The 18,084-nt window shown below is 43.2% G+C and carries 15 protein-coding genes; 3 read left to right on the top strand and 12 right to left on the bottom strand.

Annotated elements, in window-relative coordinates; all coding sequences use genetic code 11:
- Positions 1-358 precede the first annotated feature (358 nt).
- From KJW29_RS34585 to KJW29_RS36590, 3 genes are all read right to left on the bottom strand, one after another.
- Positions 359-1,240 carry a M15 family metallopeptidase gene (locus tag KJW29_RS34585; RefSeq protein ID WP_214628044.1) on the bottom strand — a complete coding sequence of 294 codons (882 nt, stop codon included), beginning with the start codon at positions 1,238-1,240 and terminating at the stop codon, positions 359-361.
- 385 nt (positions 1,241-1,625) lie between these two features.
- The gene (locus KJW29_RS34580; RefSeq protein WP_214628043.1) at positions 1,626-1,931 is read right to left on the bottom strand and encodes a hypothetical protein; all 306 of its coding nucleotides are present in this window, start codon (positions 1,929-1,931) and stop codon (positions 1,626-1,628) included.
- A 31-nt stretch (positions 1,932-1,962) separates the two neighbouring features.
- On the bottom strand, positions 1,963-2,097 hold the full coding sequence (locus KJW29_RS36590) for a hypothetical protein (RefSeq protein ID WP_281426305.1): 135 nt from the start codon (positions 2,095-2,097) through the stop codon (positions 1,963-1,965).
- Between the two features lie 4 nt (positions 2,098-2,101).
- Here KJW29_RS36590 and KJW29_RS34575 point away from each other — a divergent pair, with 4 nt between their 5' ends.
- Positions 2,102-2,341: a hypothetical protein gene (locus KJW29_RS34575; RefSeq protein ID WP_214628042.1), complete on the top strand. Its 240-nt coding sequence runs from the start codon at positions 2,102-2,104 to the stop codon at positions 2,339-2,341.
- A gap of 836 nt (positions 2,342-3,177) precedes the next feature.
- On the opposite strand, the gene KJW29_RS34570 is transcribed toward KJW29_RS34575, so the two are convergent.
- From KJW29_RS34570 to KJW29_RS34530, 9 genes are all read right to left on the bottom strand, one after another.
- A complete protein-coding gene (locus tag KJW29_RS34570; protein ID WP_214628041.1) occupies positions 3,178-4,281 on the bottom strand; it encodes a Gfo/Idh/MocA family protein in 1,104 nt (367 codons plus the stop codon).
- Positions 4,278-5,111: a sugar phosphate isomerase/epimerase family protein gene (locus KJW29_RS34565; RefSeq protein WP_214628040.1), complete on the bottom strand. Its 834-nt coding sequence runs from the start codon at positions 5,109-5,111 to the stop codon at positions 4,278-4,280. The genes KJW29_RS34570 and KJW29_RS34565 overlap by 4 nt, the downstream gene beginning before the upstream one ends.
- Before the next feature lie 37 nt (positions 5,112-5,148).
- Complete coding sequence (locus tag KJW29_RS34560; protein WP_214628039.1) at positions 5,149-6,078, bottom strand: carbon-nitrogen hydrolase family protein; 930 nt, start codon at positions 6,076-6,078, stop codon at positions 5,149-5,151.
- Between the two features lie 29 nt (positions 6,079-6,107).
- Positions 6,108-7,109: a Gfo/Idh/MocA family protein gene (locus KJW29_RS34555; protein WP_214628038.1), complete on the bottom strand. Its 1,002-nt coding sequence runs from the start codon at positions 7,107-7,109 to the stop codon at positions 6,108-6,110.
- Between the two features lie 70 nt (positions 7,110-7,179).
- On the bottom strand, positions 7,180-9,837 hold the full coding sequence (locus tag KJW29_RS34550; protein WP_214628037.1) for a hypothetical protein: 2,658 nt from the start codon (positions 9,835-9,837) through the stop codon (positions 7,180-7,182).
- 23 nt (positions 9,838-9,860) lie between these two features.
- Positions 9,861-11,894 carry a DUF8769 domain-containing protein gene (locus tag KJW29_RS34545; RefSeq protein ID WP_214628036.1) on the bottom strand — a complete coding sequence of 678 codons (2,034 nt, stop codon included), beginning with the start codon at positions 11,892-11,894 and terminating at the stop codon, positions 9,861-9,863.
- Positions 11,895-11,911: 17 nt separating this feature from the next.
- A complete protein-coding gene (locus KJW29_RS34540; protein ID WP_214628035.1) occupies positions 11,912-12,748 on the bottom strand; it encodes a carbohydrate ABC transporter permease in 837 nt (278 codons plus the stop codon).
- A 20-nt stretch (positions 12,749-12,768) separates the two neighbouring features.
- Positions 12,769-13,710 (bottom strand): carbohydrate ABC transporter permease, encoded by a 942-nt coding sequence (locus KJW29_RS34535; protein ID WP_214628034.1) that lies wholly within the window; start codon positions 13,708-13,710, stop codon positions 12,769-12,771.
- Between the two features lie 76 nt (positions 13,711-13,786).
- Positions 13,787-15,247, bottom strand: a complete 1,461-nt coding sequence (locus KJW29_RS34530; RefSeq protein WP_246608500.1) for an extracellular solute-binding protein — start codon at positions 15,245-15,247, stop codon at positions 13,787-13,789.
- A gap of 544 nt (positions 15,248-15,791) precedes the next feature.
- Here KJW29_RS34530 and KJW29_RS34525 point away from each other — a divergent pair.
- A complete protein-coding gene (locus KJW29_RS34525) occupies positions 15,792-17,183 on the top strand; it encodes an extracellular solute-binding protein (RefSeq protein WP_214628033.1) in 1,392 nt (463 codons plus the stop codon).
- A 14-nt stretch (positions 17,184-17,197) separates the two neighbouring features.
- A complete protein-coding gene (locus KJW29_RS34520) occupies positions 17,198-18,025 on the top strand; it encodes a Gfo/Idh/MocA family protein (RefSeq protein ID WP_343222842.1) in 828 nt (275 codons plus the stop codon).
- Positions 18,026-18,084: the final 59 nt, after the last annotated feature.

Genomic DNA, 18,084 nt, shown 5'->3' with positions numbered 1-18,084 from the left:
TTCACCACCTATCTACAAGAAAGACACTTGTTAACACTTACCAATTATAGCACATACGTTCGCATAAATCCATCTACAAAATTCCCGATTCATCCCCCGCCTTCGCTCTCACTTCGTGAGTAAGGTGGCTTAGAGGCAGGGTATTCTCGGTGATTGTGAATAAAAAATAAAGTATTAGACTCGAAAGATTGAATTGTTTTTCGGTCTAATACTTTATTTTGTTGGGCAGAGTTAATGGATTCGGCAAACCTCGAGAACTTGTTGATATCCGTATCCAGTTGACACAACACTCGATCCTCGTCGCGTTTCCAGTCGAACCTGTACGAACCTGATAGAGATGAATCATGATTAACCCGTACTACTTATCAGGGGAAATAGTCACAATAACTCCCCCCATATTGTCACCTGAAATCTGATAGTTTTTATGGATTGGCACATCAATTGTTGTCTCTGCGGAAATCGGATAATAGTGGATTTCATAGGTTTCGCCATCTATAGGAACAGCGATCTGTTTTTGCTCTCTCAGGTAAGCCAAATATTCTTCCAGTGAAAAGTTGTGCATCTTGATAATCGCACTATGCGGCAGCCCTACGAAACGATAATGCCAAGGTTCGTATATGGTGCCCGTAATTTCTGTCTTGTCCCTTGGATAACGCAAAATAAATCCGTGCCTCCAAGCATTTTTCTCCAGCCATTTCCCCTCGGGTGCAAGCTCCATTTTCATTTCGGTAGACCCGATATCGAGAGCCAGGCCGAAGTTGTGTTCGCTGTGGCCCGCGGGCATGGCAACCTCCGAACCCATTTCACTATGGAGCTGCTCCTGTTCTTCCATGCTTCGATATCCGCTGTTGATGATAAAATGGTTTACGTTATCTTTTTGCGCAGCTTGAACCATCTCCATAAATACCCGTCCCACACTCTCCGACACCCGAATAGTGTCATCCAGCAATCGGTATCCCTGTACCAGATCTACATGCTGAGAGAGCTGGACGATATCGGATTCGATCGTTTCTTGCTGAACGGGGTGCTCTTTGTTCACAAGTACCAGATTGCCCTTATAGACCTGATCTTTTGCGATTGTTATGGTTCGTATGGTTCGGTACTCCTCATCCTGAGTTTTTTCTTGTGCCTGATCGTATTGGTATTCTGACTTCTTCAACATACCTTGTGTGATCTGTTGAATCGCGATATAACCACACACAAAAAGGATGACAATTATTAATAAACTCTTCTTTTTCATAGATAGCTTCCTCCTTGTCGTTCACAAACTCAGGTTAGAGAAAACTATTTAAATAAAAGCAGGGAAATAAATAAAACTTTTCTAAACGTTTATTTTCGAACAAAAAAACGCTGCCCTCCATAAGGAGCTTGATGCTCCCTTGGTTGACAGCGTTTGTTATTGCTTGATTATAGTTACTTCCCGCGCACGCATATTAAACAAATTCCATATCGCTTGCGCTGCTTCTGCAAGCAATGTATTGAACCGAAGCAGCGCACCCGATGCAGCAATCTCCGCTGGGTTAAATGAAATCATGACATCTGAAATCGCCAGTACGTTTTTAACGCCTACAGATGCTCGTTCGTCTACTTTTTGGAGCCATAGACGTTATTATTGTCTATGGATGCTAGTCAGAGTTACTTTTCGGTTCATCGGCGTTTTTAACACCTACAGTTGCTCTTCTGCGCGAAGCTCCCTCAATCTGCCGACACTTTCCTCTTCCAATGGAGACGTTGATGATCTTGAACATCGCTTCCGAATTTTTGGCATTTTTATTGATCACGTAGTAATTGCTGATCGCGTTTGCCAGCGTCTGGGAGTAGGCCGGTTTATCGTCGATGGAGACGATCGGATATGCCTGCCAATCGGCGTTCGGATCGTTTTTGCGGCTATCCAGCAGCGTCAGGGAGAAGAACATCGGGCCATAGGCCATGCCCAGCTTGCCCGCGTCCGGCTTCCACCAGTTAGCTGAGCTGCGTCGCGTTGACGGAAAAGAAATCCGGAAGGTTGCCGGAAACGATGGAAATGTTAAGCTTCTCCGTGCTCTGATCCGTGTTGACAACCCACTGGTGGTTTAGCTTGACGCCCAAGGAGTCCATGAGCTTGCGCGTCCAAACGTTATCCTCCCAAGACTGCCCCTCCGGAAACCGCAAGTCGCTGCCGACCGCGCGAACCGTCGACACTTCGATCGGCGGATCGTATTTGCCAAACTGCTGGTCTGCTTCCGTTTCCTCGCTCGCCTCGGGCGAAGCGGAGGCGGAGCTTGTCGCCGAAGGCGACGAAGTCGGCGACGGAGATTGTCCGTTCTCCGGCTTGGCGTTATTGTTTCGAACATGCAGATAAGACGATGGCCATGGCCAGCAACCCGTAAGACAACTTGATTTTCGATGAGTGAATCAACGCTGTTCCTCCCCTGATTAACATAGGTTTTCTGGGGAACTTCGTATATTTCACTTCTTCTACAAAGCTTCTCTTTCATTTGTCATTTGTCGGCTGGTTCATGGCCCGTTTATTTCGCGTGTCCGTTGCGGTATTCCTGAGGCGTAAGACCGGTGAATTTCTTGAAGAAACGCGTAAAATAACCCGCCGTTCTCGACAGGTAGGATGTGAATTGAGGTGGACGAGAGGTGGACGAACTCGGATAACCGATCGAGCGACAAGTCGCCGTCCAAATTTTCGCGAACGTGTTTATTCAGCTTGTGAACGATGCGATTCGTTCGTTCGTCGAGCGTCATCATCCTTCCGGAGAACAAACCCGCCGCGGCGTCTTTCAAAACTTGAATCGCGAAATCCTTCGGAATGTGGTGACCGAGATTCATGAGTTTGGCAAGCAAGCGAATGATAGAATTCCGGCAATTCCTCCCCGGCATCGCATCTTAATATCAACATTTCAGAGCCCGTCCCGAACCCGAGAATAATGTTCTTTTTGACCGTATTGTAGGTGTGGGGAATTTCATCCCAGCGCGAGGGCTCTCCGGTCGTGCATTCAAAACATATCATACTCTCAATCGCAAGTAAATTCTCATTTTATATTGCATAGATTGCAACTTAATATGCCTCGAATAGAGTATATAAAAAGCCCAGGTGCCTACTACACCTGAGCTTTAAAAAATAGGTCAATGTGACTCCCTGGGCCCTGCGAATGAGGATCAGCGGAGAGTAATAAACCGGAATTATTTTCAATCAAGCTTTACGGCCGTCGATTGAGATTCTGAGAACACTTCTTCAGCGCTTACTTCCCGGCCCAAACGATCAGACATATATATGCCTTCACTGATTAGCATCGTTTGCAAGGCAATGTCGGCAGTTGGCAGCAACGGAACTCTGCCTTGCAACGCAGCGATCCAATGATGTTCGGAAGAATCCATCGCATCTTCGTTTTCACGCAGGCGATGCCAACGATTATCCACAGCGTCAAGGTTAACTGTGGCGTCCATTTCCATATCACTTATAGTCGTATGAAAACTAAACGGACTCAAGCGGATTCCACCCTGTGAACCGACAATGGTGCTGCCCTCAATCGAGTTAAGATGCATCGCCCATGATTCAATAATATCCAACGTCACGCCATCTGACAGCTTGACGAAACCGAGGCCCAATTCCTCTACATCAAAACCGCTTTGCTCTTGTCTCTGTCTATCCATACCAACTTCTTGGTATATTTTCCCGCTTATGCGTTCAACCTGAGGGTTATCCAGTAAAAATAACAATTGAGAAATATGATAAATGCCCATATCGATCAGTGCTCCGCCAGCCGAAATTTCCTTTTTAACGAAACCAGGAGTGGCATAACCGTCCACATAAGGGCGGCCGCGACGACGGAATCCTGTTGAACGGGCATGATACAGTCTACCTAGCCTGCCATCATCAATTAATGTTTTCGCTGCTTTCGTTTCCTTATAATATAACGTCATCAATTGAATATGCAGCTTTCGATCGTACTGCTGCGCAGCATCCAGCATCATTTTACCGTCAGCGTATGATCCGGCAATAGGCTTTTCACTATATACATGTTTACCCGCTTGCATGGCAGCAACGGTTACTGGCATATGAAAATTGTTATGCAAGCAAACATCTACAGCATCGATATCATCGCGTTCCAAAAGCTTCCTAAAATCAACATAACGATTGGGTATACCATATTGTTCCCCTACACGTTCCAATTCGGATTCGTTAACATCCGCAATCGCTACAACTTCAGCACCCGCAATTTTCGAATATCTTTCGATATGCTGTTTTCCGATGATTCCAATTCCGATAACGCCAATTCTAATCGTCTTCATTGCACGGACTCCTTTATTAACGCTATCGTTTGACGCGCCGCTGTCATTTCATCTCCATCGATCGGCACGCTTTCCACACCCCAGCATCCCTTAAAGCCATTTTCAATGAGCAGCTTACAGAATGTCGCAATATTTTGAGTTAATTCCTCGCCAGATTCAGCGAATGCAAATGTTTTTATATGTGTTGCCTTAGCATATTTGGCGCATTGCAACCAACCTTGTGCCTGTTTGCCATATGCCCAATTAAAAGAATCAAGAAGCAAGCCTAAATCCGGCACTGCCTCCAGCAATCTAATCAAATTTTCCGGTTCAGTCGATAGCCCCCAATGATTTTCGACCAGAACCTCAATTCCCAATTCACGTGCGCGATCGATAATATCGCTGTACCCTTCCACAATGAGGGGAAACACATCGCCCTCCCATGTTTCTCTGCCGCCTGCATCGATACGAATATGCGTTGCGGCCAATTTTTCGGCAATGGACAGCCATCGATAAGCCTTTGCACGGTTTTTCTTGCGCTGCTCCTCGCTATCGTCGTAAATATAGGCACCATCAACGGCAATACATCCAAACGGCAGGCCCGCTTGATCCGCAGTTTGTTTAACAAGAGTCAGATACTCTTCTTCGGCTTCCGTCAAACGAGAGGCTTCGCTCGAAAAGGGCTCCGTTTTAAGAACATTATCTCTTTCATGAATGGTCGTAAAATGGGCGTTCCAAGGCTCCAATCGAGTGCATCCCAGCGTCTTGCAATCCTGAATATATTGAAAGATATCTTGTTCTCCCTTACCCAATAAGCGGTGAAAACTGTAAGAAGCAATGCTGATATCCATAAAATCCACTCCTTTAGCATCCATTTTATAGGCAGCCTCAATGATAAGAAGATAATCTTGTTAAATAATCATCAAGCAATTCAACATCGAATTCTTCTATAATATCTCTTATTTTGTATTCTTCCGTCTCGCAGGAAATCAATACGGAGCCTAAATATCCGGGATCGGTCATTTTTATTTTCGTCCCGTATTTAGCTTTAATCGCTGCCAGCTTCTTTTGGTTAAAATCAAGATGAACGACTGCGCAGTCCAGGTTTACGGTAGTGGTAACATAATCAAAATAATTGGTACTGCTCTCCAATATCGATCCGACAGGAGAAATAATAGCGCTCGGCTGTCCGCCCCCAATCGCTCCGACAAAATGTGAACGGCAAGAATATGCCCAGTAGTTTTGCATAAGAGCGCCATGAAAATTTGAAGAAAACAGGATAACATCCGGTTTTTGCTCCACATATTTTAATCGTAGTTGGTCAAAATTCAGATCGAAGCAAACGGCACAAGCTATGCGCCCAAAATCACACTCGATGATTGGGGCTTCTTTGCCGCACACGGCTCCATAATCCTCAATCTCCCCTAAGGTCAGAAAGTTTTTGTTGTATTCTCCGATCACTTTTCCCGTTCGATCCAAGATGACAATGGAGTTTAACAACGTAAGATCATGCTGTATTCTAAAAGTTGAATATGCAATATAGCATAGGTGATTACGCGCAATACCGGACATTAAATCTAAAATTTGATCGCCGCGAATCTGACAGTATTCAAGGGTTTTGGCTGGTGAGTTTATGAAATTAGCCGGAATATCGCAATATTCGGGAAATAGAATCAAATCCGGCTTTTCGGGCAGAACCTGCGACAGTTTTTCTTGCAAATGCTCGCCCATCTTTTCCACGATTGCTTGCGGCGTCAGGTGTTCGTCTACAATATAATCGCGATTTCCAAGTGCGCTTATTTTCACAAAATTGCTCAATCCATCTCGCCCCCTTTCCCTATTTTGAATCAGCCTACTTCAACCTTATTATTTTCCACCAGTGAACGAATGGGTTCGGGTTTCCCGCTCTTTAGCGATTCTATTGCTTGCAAAATCATCAAATTGGCATATAAACCATCCCTATGGTTAATTGGCGGTTCCGTATCTTCTCTCATGCTTTGGAGAAACGCTTTATTCTCTTCTACAATGCCCGTTTCCTGACCATGAATCACAAGCGGCTCTCTACCCGTTTCATTGTATATAAGAGTAGTTAATCGATCGGAAAGGGTTAAGGATTTATTTTCGGCAAATAGTTGCATAAAAAATTTACTTGTAAATGGAGGACAGTTGCTATCCCCCTGAATCAAATTGCCTAAGACGTTGTCATCGAACCGGAAAATGGCTACCATATTATCTATAACATTGGTTGTTTGATAGTAGTTACCCCCAGCGGCATAAACGTCTATGGGATCTTTATTACACATAAATCGCATGATATCAACAGAATGGCAGCCTTGGGAGAATACATTTCCCCCACCCCTATTAGGATCATTAGGCCAAATATCCTCGGGCCAAGGATCGTCCATCATTTGCATACTGACAAGCAACGGATTTGGAATCAATTCCTTTGCTTTTATCAACATATCATAATACCTCATCTTAAAAGCAGTCATCACTTTTTTACCAGTACGTATAACCGCTTCATCAATACGCAAGCAATCCTTAACATTCATGGCCAGAGGCTTTTCTATCATAACATGCTTGCCTGCTTCTAATGCTCGAATACAATAGTCAGCATGCGTATCATGAGTCGTAGATATATAAATAGCATCTATTGTTTCATCGCAAAAGAGTTTTTCCGCATCTGTTGTCGCATATTCGCCGCCAAACTGATTGAATAGAGCGAGAGCATTATCTTCTTTTATATCACAATAAGCTACCATATCGATTCCATCTAATTGCTGAATGCATTCAGCATGAATTTTGCCATTTTGGCCGCAGCCAATAAGGCCGGCTCTAAAATTTTTCAACTTCGTATCCCTCGCATTTCATTAAGCACTTTTGAAGCATTCTTGTTTATTGGAAATAGCAGCCATTATTTCAGACGCTTTGAAACGCAGCTTGAAAATGATTATTGCTTCGAGGATTCAACGGATTATGAATCCATTCATCTACTCGAAACCCTTCAATCGTCGCTACGCTATATCTTGAAGAAGCATATACAGATCCTTGTAAATCGTCCCCGTCCAACTCTAATTCCATATCGATAGGATAATTAAAAGTCATCACTCGCGCCCCGATTCGGAAACTGCGTGCGCCGATTACAGTCATTCGTCGCTGCGGCGCGTCGGTAATAACCAATTCAGCCTCCATGACACAGTTAAATACTTCAATCGGCTGATTTTTGCCAAAATAGAAACGAGATCCATCTCTCATTAATACGCCATTTTCTTGCACCGCGATTTCGCCCGGCTTACTAGATAAAGCAACTAAAAACGCACCTTGCTCAACCTTGGATTTATATTCGAGACGCCAACGCTTATAGTGCGGATAACGGCCGAATTTAATGTCTTGCTCCTCGGCCTTCCCATTTAAACCGTAAATGTAAGGCGGATGCCATATCGGTTCTTCGATCCGAACCAAACGTCCATCCATGCCATCCAACACGCTGACGAATATTTCACCTTTTTCATCGTCGCTCAAACCTTTATCGCCGTCTTTAATGCCTGCGATAAGATTGGCTTGTCCGCCCGTCAAACGAAATACACCATCCCCCAGATCACTCACCGATCCAGAGCAATGCAAATGGGTTGCGAATTGAAGCGGCCCGGCGCCTGCGAAGGAATCCGAAAAAACGATCGTCCCGCTCTCAAGATCCCCGATGATGATCCGCTCTGCATTGTCCACTTTATGTTTAGGATGCAATTCATCCGTAATAACAGCGTGGACATAAAAGAAACGTTCACCTATTAAACAACGTCGTATATAGGAGCTTTTTTCCGGTCCAATCTTTCCGTTTAAATATTGTCCCTGGGTATAGCATCCTCCCTCATCAAAGCACATTGTATTCAACAACGAACTATCCTGACCGTACGTACTAATATCGATCAAGACGGGACTGCCGTCTACGCTTAACAAAATTTCACCCAAGGAAGGCTTGAACTCGCGATTATGGGGTTGAATATGAAAACTTACAGATTGACCCGCTCTTAGTCCGGCATTAACGGATCCGGAAATGGTTGGATTCCCGTTTGATGCGAATGTAACCATACCGATATCTTTTGCAAAAAACGGCTTTTTAGGAAACGGTATTGGTTCTTCTATTTGATCGGGAGCGAATAAAAAATCGAACAATCCTAAGTCAACATCACCTGCGGTTTTCCGTTCTTGCTCTACAAACGTCTGGTAGATAGAGTCAATCCCCTCTGTCCGGTGAAACCGGCATAAATATGCCGTTAGGAAACGATGCTCGCGAGTGCGTAATCCACGTTGCATTTCCTGACTGTTCGGGACATTGAAGCATGCGAGCAACGCTTTTCCAAGATGGTCCAAAAAGGAACTGTTCGAAAGCTCTGGCCGTTGTCCGCCAAATGTATGTGCTGCCGCCAAATAGCGAACCAGATGATAAGGAAACAATGTTGCCCATGCGTTTTTGCCGTCTTGCGGAAATAATCGAAGACTTTCACTAAATAAACCATGAAAGAAAGGCAGTGCTTTACGCGCTTCTTCCAAATCCTCGTAAAATGCCATACAAGCAATCGCGGTTCCATTCCATGTGCCAAGCGAATGGGGATCAGGAGTAGGACACCCCATATAGGCTCGTTGCAAAATCGTAAAATCATGCAATTTTTTCAGATAATGTCCTACTTTTTCTTTAATAACCAATTGCTTTTCAGAATCAAATAAATGTTTGCACCAATTCCACGCCAGCGCAACCATATACATCTTCTGAGCAATTCCACGATCATTTTCTCCGCCCATAACCAGGGGATCGGCCTTCCCTGACCATGTTTGCATATGACATAGCGACATCACTTTCTCTCGTATAATATGCCCGATGCCGTTATCTTTCGTCATAAGATAGGCAAAACAGACAAGGTCAAAAGAAACGTCTTCCCATGTTTGATTCAGAATTCGATCCTTAAGCGCATCCAGCTCCGGACTGCCGTTGTATTTCTCGCGCAAGCGATCAACATCGTCTGCATTTAAATAAATACTTGGCCGACCTTTTTCTACAGGCCGTAACTCGCACATTACCCGGTCATCTTTTCTGATTTCAATGTATTTAATACGTTGCCAATCGATTCTGTCGCGATCTTTCTCCACGAATTCGAGAATCAGTTCAGTTTCTTCGGATTCCGCTTCAAAGCCAAACTCGGCATGCAGTCTGTTTTTTTCAATTCCATCAGGACCAGGCAAATCAAACCACATGCCGCCTACCAATCGGTTATTCACGTAAGTTCTGGCCATAGGCATAGCCATGACGCCTGTAATATGATCGAAATCCCAGGGGCCGACAAGCTCCAGTTCACCATCCGGAACCCGAACCATCGGTATTTTTGCAGAATTCATATCAAATCCGCCATCAATCGTTTCCAATCGACAACTGTAAAGCCCTGGCGACAACGAAGCTCTAATATGAATGCGATGCGATTCTGCATGGATATCTGTTATCCGGCCTGCAACATCCCGCCATTCATAATGATTGAACTGATTGGGCGTCGGCTTAAGATAAGCAATAAAGTCATTATTAATCATGCTAATCCTCCCCGGTTTATTATTTACTCTTCCCGATCTCCAATCGCGCTTGGCATATCTCCCCAAGCAACCGATAAATCCTTCCATGGGAAAAATGGAGGTATAGATTGAAACGGCTCGTTCAAAAAAGGCAATTGTTCGGTATTTAAACCATCGATTTCTACTAGCGGATGTTCCACCCGCAGCCCGTTGACCGTTGCATACCGAGGCACCATAGCTCCAGGACTCCAGGACGCTTCAAACTCAAGCGCTTGTCTTGCCCTTCCATCTGGACGTCTGTACCGTACTCGCCTCGTGGTCCAGTAATAGTCTGTAAAACGGGATGATTCCAACTCCTGGGAAAATGCATCCAGTGACGGATATTCCGAAACGCTGGCATGTTCAGCTACAAACCCGCCAAAAATAAGTCGGAGCTCCTTGGAAGTAAACAGCTTAGGCTCGCCTTTATATAATCCAATGCGGATATACTTGTAGTTTTCATTCGATTCCAACGTTATCGAAACCGGTTCATCTGCACATGTGTATGCCATAGGACGAAAACCAACAAACAGTCTTCCTATGCGACAAACGATCCATTGCCCTTTCTCCACTTGACCGGACCATTTATTTCTATGTTTTCCTCCAACAATCAGCTCCTCAACATCTCCTCCATGTGTCGAAAGAATGATAAACTCGTCCAAATCCGTGACAGGGTTGTCTATCACCCCTTTAAAAGCATCCCCAAGCTCGGGATGTGTCAGGACCAACGCCGTTGAAGCAGATTGCATGGTAAACGTATTGGCACAGGATGGCAAAATATCGACTTCGCCTTTATTAGGATAAGCACGCCCATTTTCCGTGGAATTTGCGATTCTTCCAGGAGCGTCGCCATTTGTCGTCAATTTTGTAAATATTGTTCCTATATCACGATAAGAATGAACATTTTCTTGTCTTTTAAAAGTGACAAAATAATTGTTATTCTGCTCGACACTTCCATAAGTTGCACTAGAGGTCCCCACGGTGTAATCGGGGAACATCACCGTTTCGATTTTACTTGATCTTCCGGTAAAGATTGTATTTTCACTCGCGCCGAATTCGCATGTAGCCACAGCCCTATGAGGGTATGATTTTTCAGCAAACATCTCATAAGCAACGTCCGGAATATGATACAATCCGCCAGCGAACCAGCAAAACTGGGCGATATTAAATGGAACATCTCCCGTGTGATGAATAACCAAATCCTGCGGCAGATGGAACAATTCCATAGGCGAGGGATTTATTTGATCACCCAAACAAAACCATAACAAACTCGAAATGGCACTAGCGTGTGCGACATTGTCAACGGTATACGCACGAGAATGGGGACCAGAAATGACGCCCATATCCGGGTGAAAACGGGCTGCCAAATCAATCCAAAGCCGCTCTTCGATCCCAAGCGCCAAGGAACGCGCCTCCTCATTTTGAGAATGCTCGGCTATTTCACTAATCGAACGAATGGTCAAGCCCGAATAAGTAGGCGAATTATACTCGCTGTTTATGCCATTTCTACTTAACATCGCTTTTAACTGTCTAAGGTTCCAAAGCCCATATTCCACCGCTTCGCGGTTGCCGAGCATTTCCCCTCCCAGGATCAGACCAGCAGTCGCTTTGGCAGGCATATTATCATTGTACCCATGAAACTGATAGTCCGGCTGCCGATTACCCGGCTTAAAAGAAAACCCGTTTAAAGCCAATTCTTCGAACTTTGCACGCACAGCCGATGACATCTTGTCACGATGGGAAACTAATAGGCTCGTTGCAATATTCGTATCGAAAATATTAAACTTGATCCCGTTAAGATCCTCCGTCTCGCCTTTTTGGACTATGGCATCTGCCCGAGCGGTATCTCCTATCGTATAGAGCGCCCCCGCAAGCCAAAACCTTTCCCGTGTTGCAGCAGGCACATTGTCCGCAACCCATTCTCCATCGGAATCATACCAACTCCGGGAAGCTTGACCGGCCTTTTTCATAAATAGAAAGGATCTTTCCTTAAAATCCCCCCCGACTTCACTATTCGGTTGTTTGCTCTGGTGTGACATATCCATACCTCCTCGTACTAACCTTTAACAGAACCTAATGTCGCACCTTCCATAATCCATCTTTGAAAAAACATAAATATTAACACGGAGGGGATCATCATAATGATGACGCCGGCGAACATCGTCACCCAATCGTTTGTATATTGCATAAGCATATTCGCTTCGTAAATATTTACACCGATCGTATATTTACTGGAATCGCTTAAATAGATGAACGGCTGTAAAAAGGCATTATACAGTCCTAAAAACTTAAATATGGCGACCGTAACAATACCCGGCATTGATAGCGGCAGTATGATGCGCATAAATATTGTAAAAATCGTAGCACCGTCAATCGTTCCGCTTTCCTCCAACTCTCGAGGCAAAGATTTCATGAATCCGCCCAAAAGCATTAGAAAAAAGATACTTTCTCCGAGCGTATTCAACACAATTAGTCCAGTTAAACTATTCGTTAAATGCAGATCACGCATAAGCACGTACTGTGGGACAAGGGCGTTGATGCCTGGTAAAAATAACGACAGCATGATAACCGCCCATATCAATTTACGCCCCTTAAATTCTATACGGGTGAGTGCGTAAGCATTCAACGCTGTCAAAAACAATCCGATGACAAGACTGGCGCCTACGAAATATAAAGTATTTAGCAGCGCCCCTTGGAGGTTATAGTCCAGCCAGGCTTTTTTGTAATTGCCCCAATTGAGAGTTTCCGGCAACGCCCATACATCCATAAAAAATTCTTGGTTCGTCTTCAAAGATTCGTATACAACCCAGCCAATCGGAAAGAGGATCGTCAATGCCCAGCCAACAAGCGCTAACCACCAGAGAAAATCAAAAAAAGTACGTTTTTCCTTCATATTCCGTCACCACATTTTCATTAGTATTCATAACTGCGATCGGGTAATAGTTTGTCCACAAGCAGCTTTACTCCGACAAGAATCACAAATAGAAACATGCCGATAGCAGACGCATAGCCGTAATTATGCACTTGTTCGCCAAAAGCCAGATTAAACATGTACAATCCGATAATATCGGTCGAACCAGCCGGCCCCCCGCGTGTTAAAATGAGTACCATATCGACAGTTTTCAACGTGCCTAGCACTAGAAAAATGGCGCTCACACGAATAAGCGGCTTAATAAGAGGCATCGTAATCAGAGTGAGCCTGTCCTTATGGCTTGCTCCTTCCAGAATCGCGGACTCGTATAAGGATTTAGGTATGGTGAGCATCGCATTCATAAAAATAATGATATAAAGTCCAACACCCGCCCATACCGTTGGAGGCACAATCGCCGAAAGTGCTGTCCGAGTATCACCAAGCCAATAGAAGTCATTCATGTCAATGCCAAACAATTCAATAAAGGCATTTAATAAACCAAAGCTGCCATCGTAAATAAATGCCCATAACAAGGCGACCACAACAGTAGATAACACATTAGGGAAGAAAAATAACACCTTAAACGTCTGCGTCCCTTTAAATCCTTTATTTGTAAGCAAATAAGCGAGAATTAGCGAAATAAGAATAACTAAGACCGGTGCCGTAACCATATAAAATAAATTGTGGAGGAGGGCCCTCCAAACATATTCATCCTGAAACATTCGAATATAGTTTTCTATACCTACAAATGTTGGCGTGGTAATGCCATCCCAATCAAGCAACGAATAATATACTGACATCAAATTTGGGTACAAATCAAATAACAGATAACCTCCAAATGTCGGAACGATAGCAAAAAATAAAAATAATCTCTTTTGAAAGCTTGTTGTTTGATACCATTTACTTTTTATTGGTTGTTTAGAATTAGTATCTGTATGATGCATAATTAATAATCGCCGCTCCTTCCTTTGGAAAATATAAGCTAAGGGGGGGATATCCCTCCCTTAGCTTACAAATCCACTATTTTTGCGCTTTTATCGCTTGCTCAAGCAACGCTTCCGCTTTTTCCAATGTTGGCAAAGGCGCCAGCTTACCCGAAGCAATTTCAGTGGTGGCTTCAACAATAACCTTTTTCGCTTGTTCAAATGCCGCATCCGTCAATACTACATTCGAATTCCCGGAATCCATCTTGATGTTATTATTATTTACATAATCCAAAAACGCGCTCGATAGACTTTGAAGTTTTCCCATTCGTTCTGCATCGTCAGCAAAATCCGCTCTTAAAGGAATCATTCCGCCCTTTTCGGCAATTACCGCCTGGTTATCCAGGTTCCACAACCATACAATAAACTCTTTGGACCATTGCTTATTTAAATCCGGCTTGCCGGTCCACATTAAAAAGCCTGAACCTGGCGAAAATCTTGTCCATTTTGTACTTTCGGGATCATCGCCAAATGGTACAGTCATATATCCCCATTTGAAACCATCCGGAGTCGATTCTTTCATCTCGTTTTCTACCCATGTCCCTGTCGAAACCATTGCAGCTTTCCCTTGAATCACTTGCATTTGAGACTGTGTATGATTTAGTGCGGCGAGACCGTTTGGAAAGTAACCTTTTTCACCCAACTCAAATATACGATTCCAAAGCTCCACATTTTCGTCTGCGAGGTAATAAGGAAGTTTAAAGTTGCGATAGTTATCCAGAACCTGATCCAGATTCCCGTTTATCTCGGCTAATTCGTATACCTTTTGGTTGCCTAAAGCATTTTCAATGTAATTGGGGTATAAACCCGGAAACGTTATTGGAGTAATGCCAGCTGCTTTAATAGCATCGCCAAGCTCTAAAAATTCACTCCAGGTTTTAGGACTTTGATTCCAACCATTCTCCTCAAATAACGTCTTATTAAACATAAGGCCAGAGCCGCTTGCCGAAATAGGGAAATCATATGTTTCACCTAATGTCCGTTTCATCGACTCAAAGCTGCCTTCAAAAGATAGTTCTTTTAAAGTCTTACCATTCCCGTCGTAGGCTGCTCGATCCCACAAATCCTCCTGTGATTCAAGCTTTCCAGCCGCCACATAGCTTGTAATTCCGCCTGCTATACTTCCGGAAAATAAATCAAACATATCTTTGTCGTCATTTGCAGCTATTTTAGTTGTCGTTATTTTTTGAATGGAAGGTGAGTAAGTCACATCAAAAGATACGTTAGGAAACTTTTCTTTGAATGTACCCATTGCATAGTCAAACCATTCCCGTCCCATTCCGCCTTCAAAGAAGCCTACTTTAAGAGTCACTTTTTCATTCTTCGGCAAGTTGTTTTCCGCATAAACTTCTACTTTGTCCGTCGAATTATTTACACCTTCCTGAGTATTATTTCCTCCGGCATTATTTGATGTGTTACCGCTTCCACAAGCGGCAAGGGAAGTAGCAAGAATGGCTGACAACGAAACTGTTAGAACCGCTTTCAATAATGATTTCATATAAACCCTCCTTAATTTTATAAAAAAATTCCCTCAATTACTTAAACCAGACAATTCCCCTGTGTAAAGCAACTCTCCTCCTTTATGTTTGCTTTGTTCAAAATTTTTGTTAATGTATATCTAACTCACATTTACGTTTACATTTTACTTTCGACTCATAAATAAGTCAATACTCTTTATAATATGTACAGCAGAAACGAATAAATCCCATTAATATGCACAAAAATCGTACATCAGAAAATTCATACCATGAGAAAATCTCTTTATTTCTAGACTGTATCTGCGGATTCGAAAAAAAATATTGATCCTTTATCGAATACCCTTTCTTTAGTGTACTTCTAATTTACCTTTTGCATTTTCTTTATTTATTGTCACCATAATACTGGAAAGTATTCGATAATGATTGTCGGATTAACGATCTTAAAACGAACAAAATGAGCCAGTTGTACAGCAAAACACTTTACATCAGGTCCATTTTCGTTTACATTTGAATTGATTCTTAACAATATTGTTATAAAAGAACATTTTGTGGGGAAGTGATCCTTTGGGGGCTAATGTAAAATCGGGGCGAGATCAATTCCGTTCACGCCTGCGATATATGATTGAAGACTTAAAAAATGATATTCTAAACGGCACTTACAAACCCAATGATTTTTTACCTTCGGAGTCCGATCTTGTCCAGCGATATGGACTAAGCAATAAGTCTGTTCGAAAAGGACTTGACGAGTTGGTTGCCGACGGTTGGATTGTCAAAATAAATAGGGTGGGAAGTAAAGTAACGGAGAAAGGACAGGAATCCAATGTCATTACATTGGGAATCAGCTCATCTATCGAGCAAGATATTGTATTGTCCAAGCTATTAGGGGACTTTAATGTTCTTTACCCTCATCTGCAAGTAAAAACCTTAACGATTACAAACACAAATTATATAAGCCAGATTAAAAATTATTTGGAACATGGTTTAGTCGATATATTTACGCTAAACAGTCTTCATTTTCAGGAGCTAGAAGAAAATGGAGGCATTTCCTTGCTTGAGCCGCTGGAATCAGACCAGGAAGCTTACCCTTTTTTAAACAAAGTGTTTCAACATCAATCAAATCAATATGCCAACCCTATTGTTTTTTCTCCGATCGTTCTTGTCTATAATCGGGCTCATTTCGCCGAAGAAAATGTACCTGAACCCGATGGGAGTTGGACATGGGAAGACACATTAAAGTACTCTGAAATCTTATCTCGTGTTAATGGAAGACTGGGGATCTACTTTATTATGGTATCTTCTTTACGCTGGCCAGTTTTCCTGTTTCAAAGCGGTGAAGAATTCAAGCTTGACGAAAACGGTCAATACGATATTACCGATAGCCAGTTGCTCGAGAGTATCAAACTTTGCAAACGCATCATAAAAAAGCAAAGTAATTATTTAGGTTTTCTTGTCGAAAATAATATGGATGTCATGGATTTATTCCGTCAAGGAAAAGTTTCGATGATGATGGCGAGTTATATGGCTTTAAATGAGCTCAAGGATACTGATCTTGATTTTGATGTTTCACCTACGCCATTTATCCATACGCCTAGTACTATGTTGCATACGATCGGGGTTTCTTTGCGAAAATTAGATCATGACAATAAAGCTGCCCGCTTGTTGGTGGATTACTTAAAATCCGCCAGAGCAAACAACATCATCCACAAGTGGTCCAATAGTATTCCTGCAATCCGGTTTTTGGGCGAAACACATACCGAGGAGCCAAACCTCATAAATCGCCCCTTCCGTTACCATCTTTATCGCGAGATTATTACAACCTATCAATCAAACAGCAGATTGAATTTATCCGCCCAAAACTTTGAAAAGTTGGGCAGGTTGTTAAAGAAATATTGGTCAGACCTGATTAGTGAAGATGAGCTCTGTCAAATGGTGAAAGAAGGACTTTATGAAAGGTAAAGGAGCAACCGAGCATCTCTACGACGCTTTGTCTGGAGGACATCTTATTAGATCCAGCAATTAAATTGGTTTTTATCACGGCAGCCAATGCTGCGCATAAACCACTAACTTTAAAAGCTTTAGCAGCCGGGAAGGCTGTCATGTGCGAAAAGCCGATGGCAACGACCCTGGAAGATGCATGGTCGATGGTAGAAGCCGCAGAGCGATATAAAGGATTCTTGCAGATCGGGTTCGAGTTGCAAAAAGCTTCATGGAGAAATAAAAAGGATATCTGCGGGTTTATGTTCGGAGAAAAACTTAGTCATTATGTAGATCTTCCGCGTTGGTGGATTGGTTCCGAGGTGAGCGAGGTATACTCAGTGTGTTCGCCTAATATTACCCCATACAGCGAGGTTCGTGACAACTATCATACAACTTATCGTTTTTCCAATGGGGCGGTAAGTCATCTCACTTATATTTCAGGTCCTGCTGCAACATTTAAGGGAGATCCTTTGCAGAATGTATTGAGTCAGCAATTAGGGGACGGTCACGCTTTACGCTACTTAATAGTTGGTACCAAGGGCGCGATAGAAACTGATGTATTTGCCCGTACCGTTAAACGTTGGGAATTCAAGGATTTGCCTGAAGGCTCTACCAGTACTTTGGTAGAATCGTTAACCTGGTCCCCAGAAGAAGATCATTCATACTTTCACAATACATGCGAACAGACACATGATATCGTGCGGCGAGTTGCTCAAGGTCTTCCGCCCAAAACTTTGCCGCGGGATTCCTACGAGACGATGAGGCTTTGCTTTCTTGCAGAGGAATCTGCAGACAGCGGAAAGGTGATTTCCTTAAAATAAGGATCTCAAGGCTAGTTGGATAAAGATGAGTGAAGATGGAAAACTAAAATAGGGGGCAA

The organism is Paenibacillus agaridevorans, assembly GCF_018604145.1.
In the GTDB taxonomy this organism is placed as follows: Bacteria; Bacillota; Bacilli; order Paenibacillales; family Paenibacillaceae; genus Pristimantibacillus; species Pristimantibacillus agaridevorans.
The sequence above is the reverse complement of the archived record's forward strand: the minus strand, read 5'-3'. Positions and strand labels throughout refer to the sequence as shown.

What these genes read in the sequence shown, in the direction of transcription:
- KJW29_RS34570 (WP_214628041.1), bottom strand. Translation starts at nt 4,281, where the DNA reads ATGAAGACGATTAGAATTGGCGTTATCGGAATTGGAATCATCGGAAAA.
- KJW29_RS34565 (WP_214628040.1), bottom strand. Translation starts at nt 5,111, where the DNA reads ATGGATATCAGCATTGCTTCTTACAGTTTTCACCGCTTATTGGGTAAG.
- KJW29_RS34535 (WP_214628034.1), bottom strand. Translation starts at nt 13,710, where the DNA reads ATGCATCATACAGATACTAATTCTAAACAACCAATAAAAAGTAAATGG.
- KJW29_RS34545 (WP_214628036.1), bottom strand. Translation starts at nt 11,894, where the DNA reads ATGTCACACCAGAGCAAACAACCGAATAGTGAAGTCGGGGGGGATTTT.
- KJW29_RS34540 (WP_214628035.1), bottom strand. Translation starts at nt 12,748, where the DNA reads ATGAAGGAAAAACGTACTTTTTTTGATTTTCTCTGGTGGTTAGCGCTT.
- KJW29_RS34580 (WP_214628043.1), bottom strand. Translation starts at nt 1,931, where the DNA reads ATGGCCTATGGCCCGATGTTCTTCTCCCTGACGCTGCTGGATAGCCGC.
- KJW29_RS34585 (WP_214628044.1), bottom strand. Translation starts at nt 1,240, where the DNA reads ATGAAAAAGAAGAGTTTATTAATAATTGTCATCCTTTTTGTGTGTGGT.
- KJW29_RS36590 (WP_281426305.1), bottom strand. Translation starts at nt 2,097, where the DNA reads ATGGACTCCTTGGGCGTCAAGCTAAACCACCAGTGGGTTGTCAACACG.
- KJW29_RS34530 (WP_246608500.1), bottom strand. Translation starts at nt 15,247, where the DNA reads ATGAAATCATTATTGAAAGCGGTTCTAACAGTTTCGTTGTCAGCCATT.
- KJW29_RS34550 (WP_214628037.1), bottom strand. Translation starts at nt 9,837, where the DNA reads ATGATTAATAATGACTTTATTGCTTATCTTAAGCCGACGCCCAATCAG.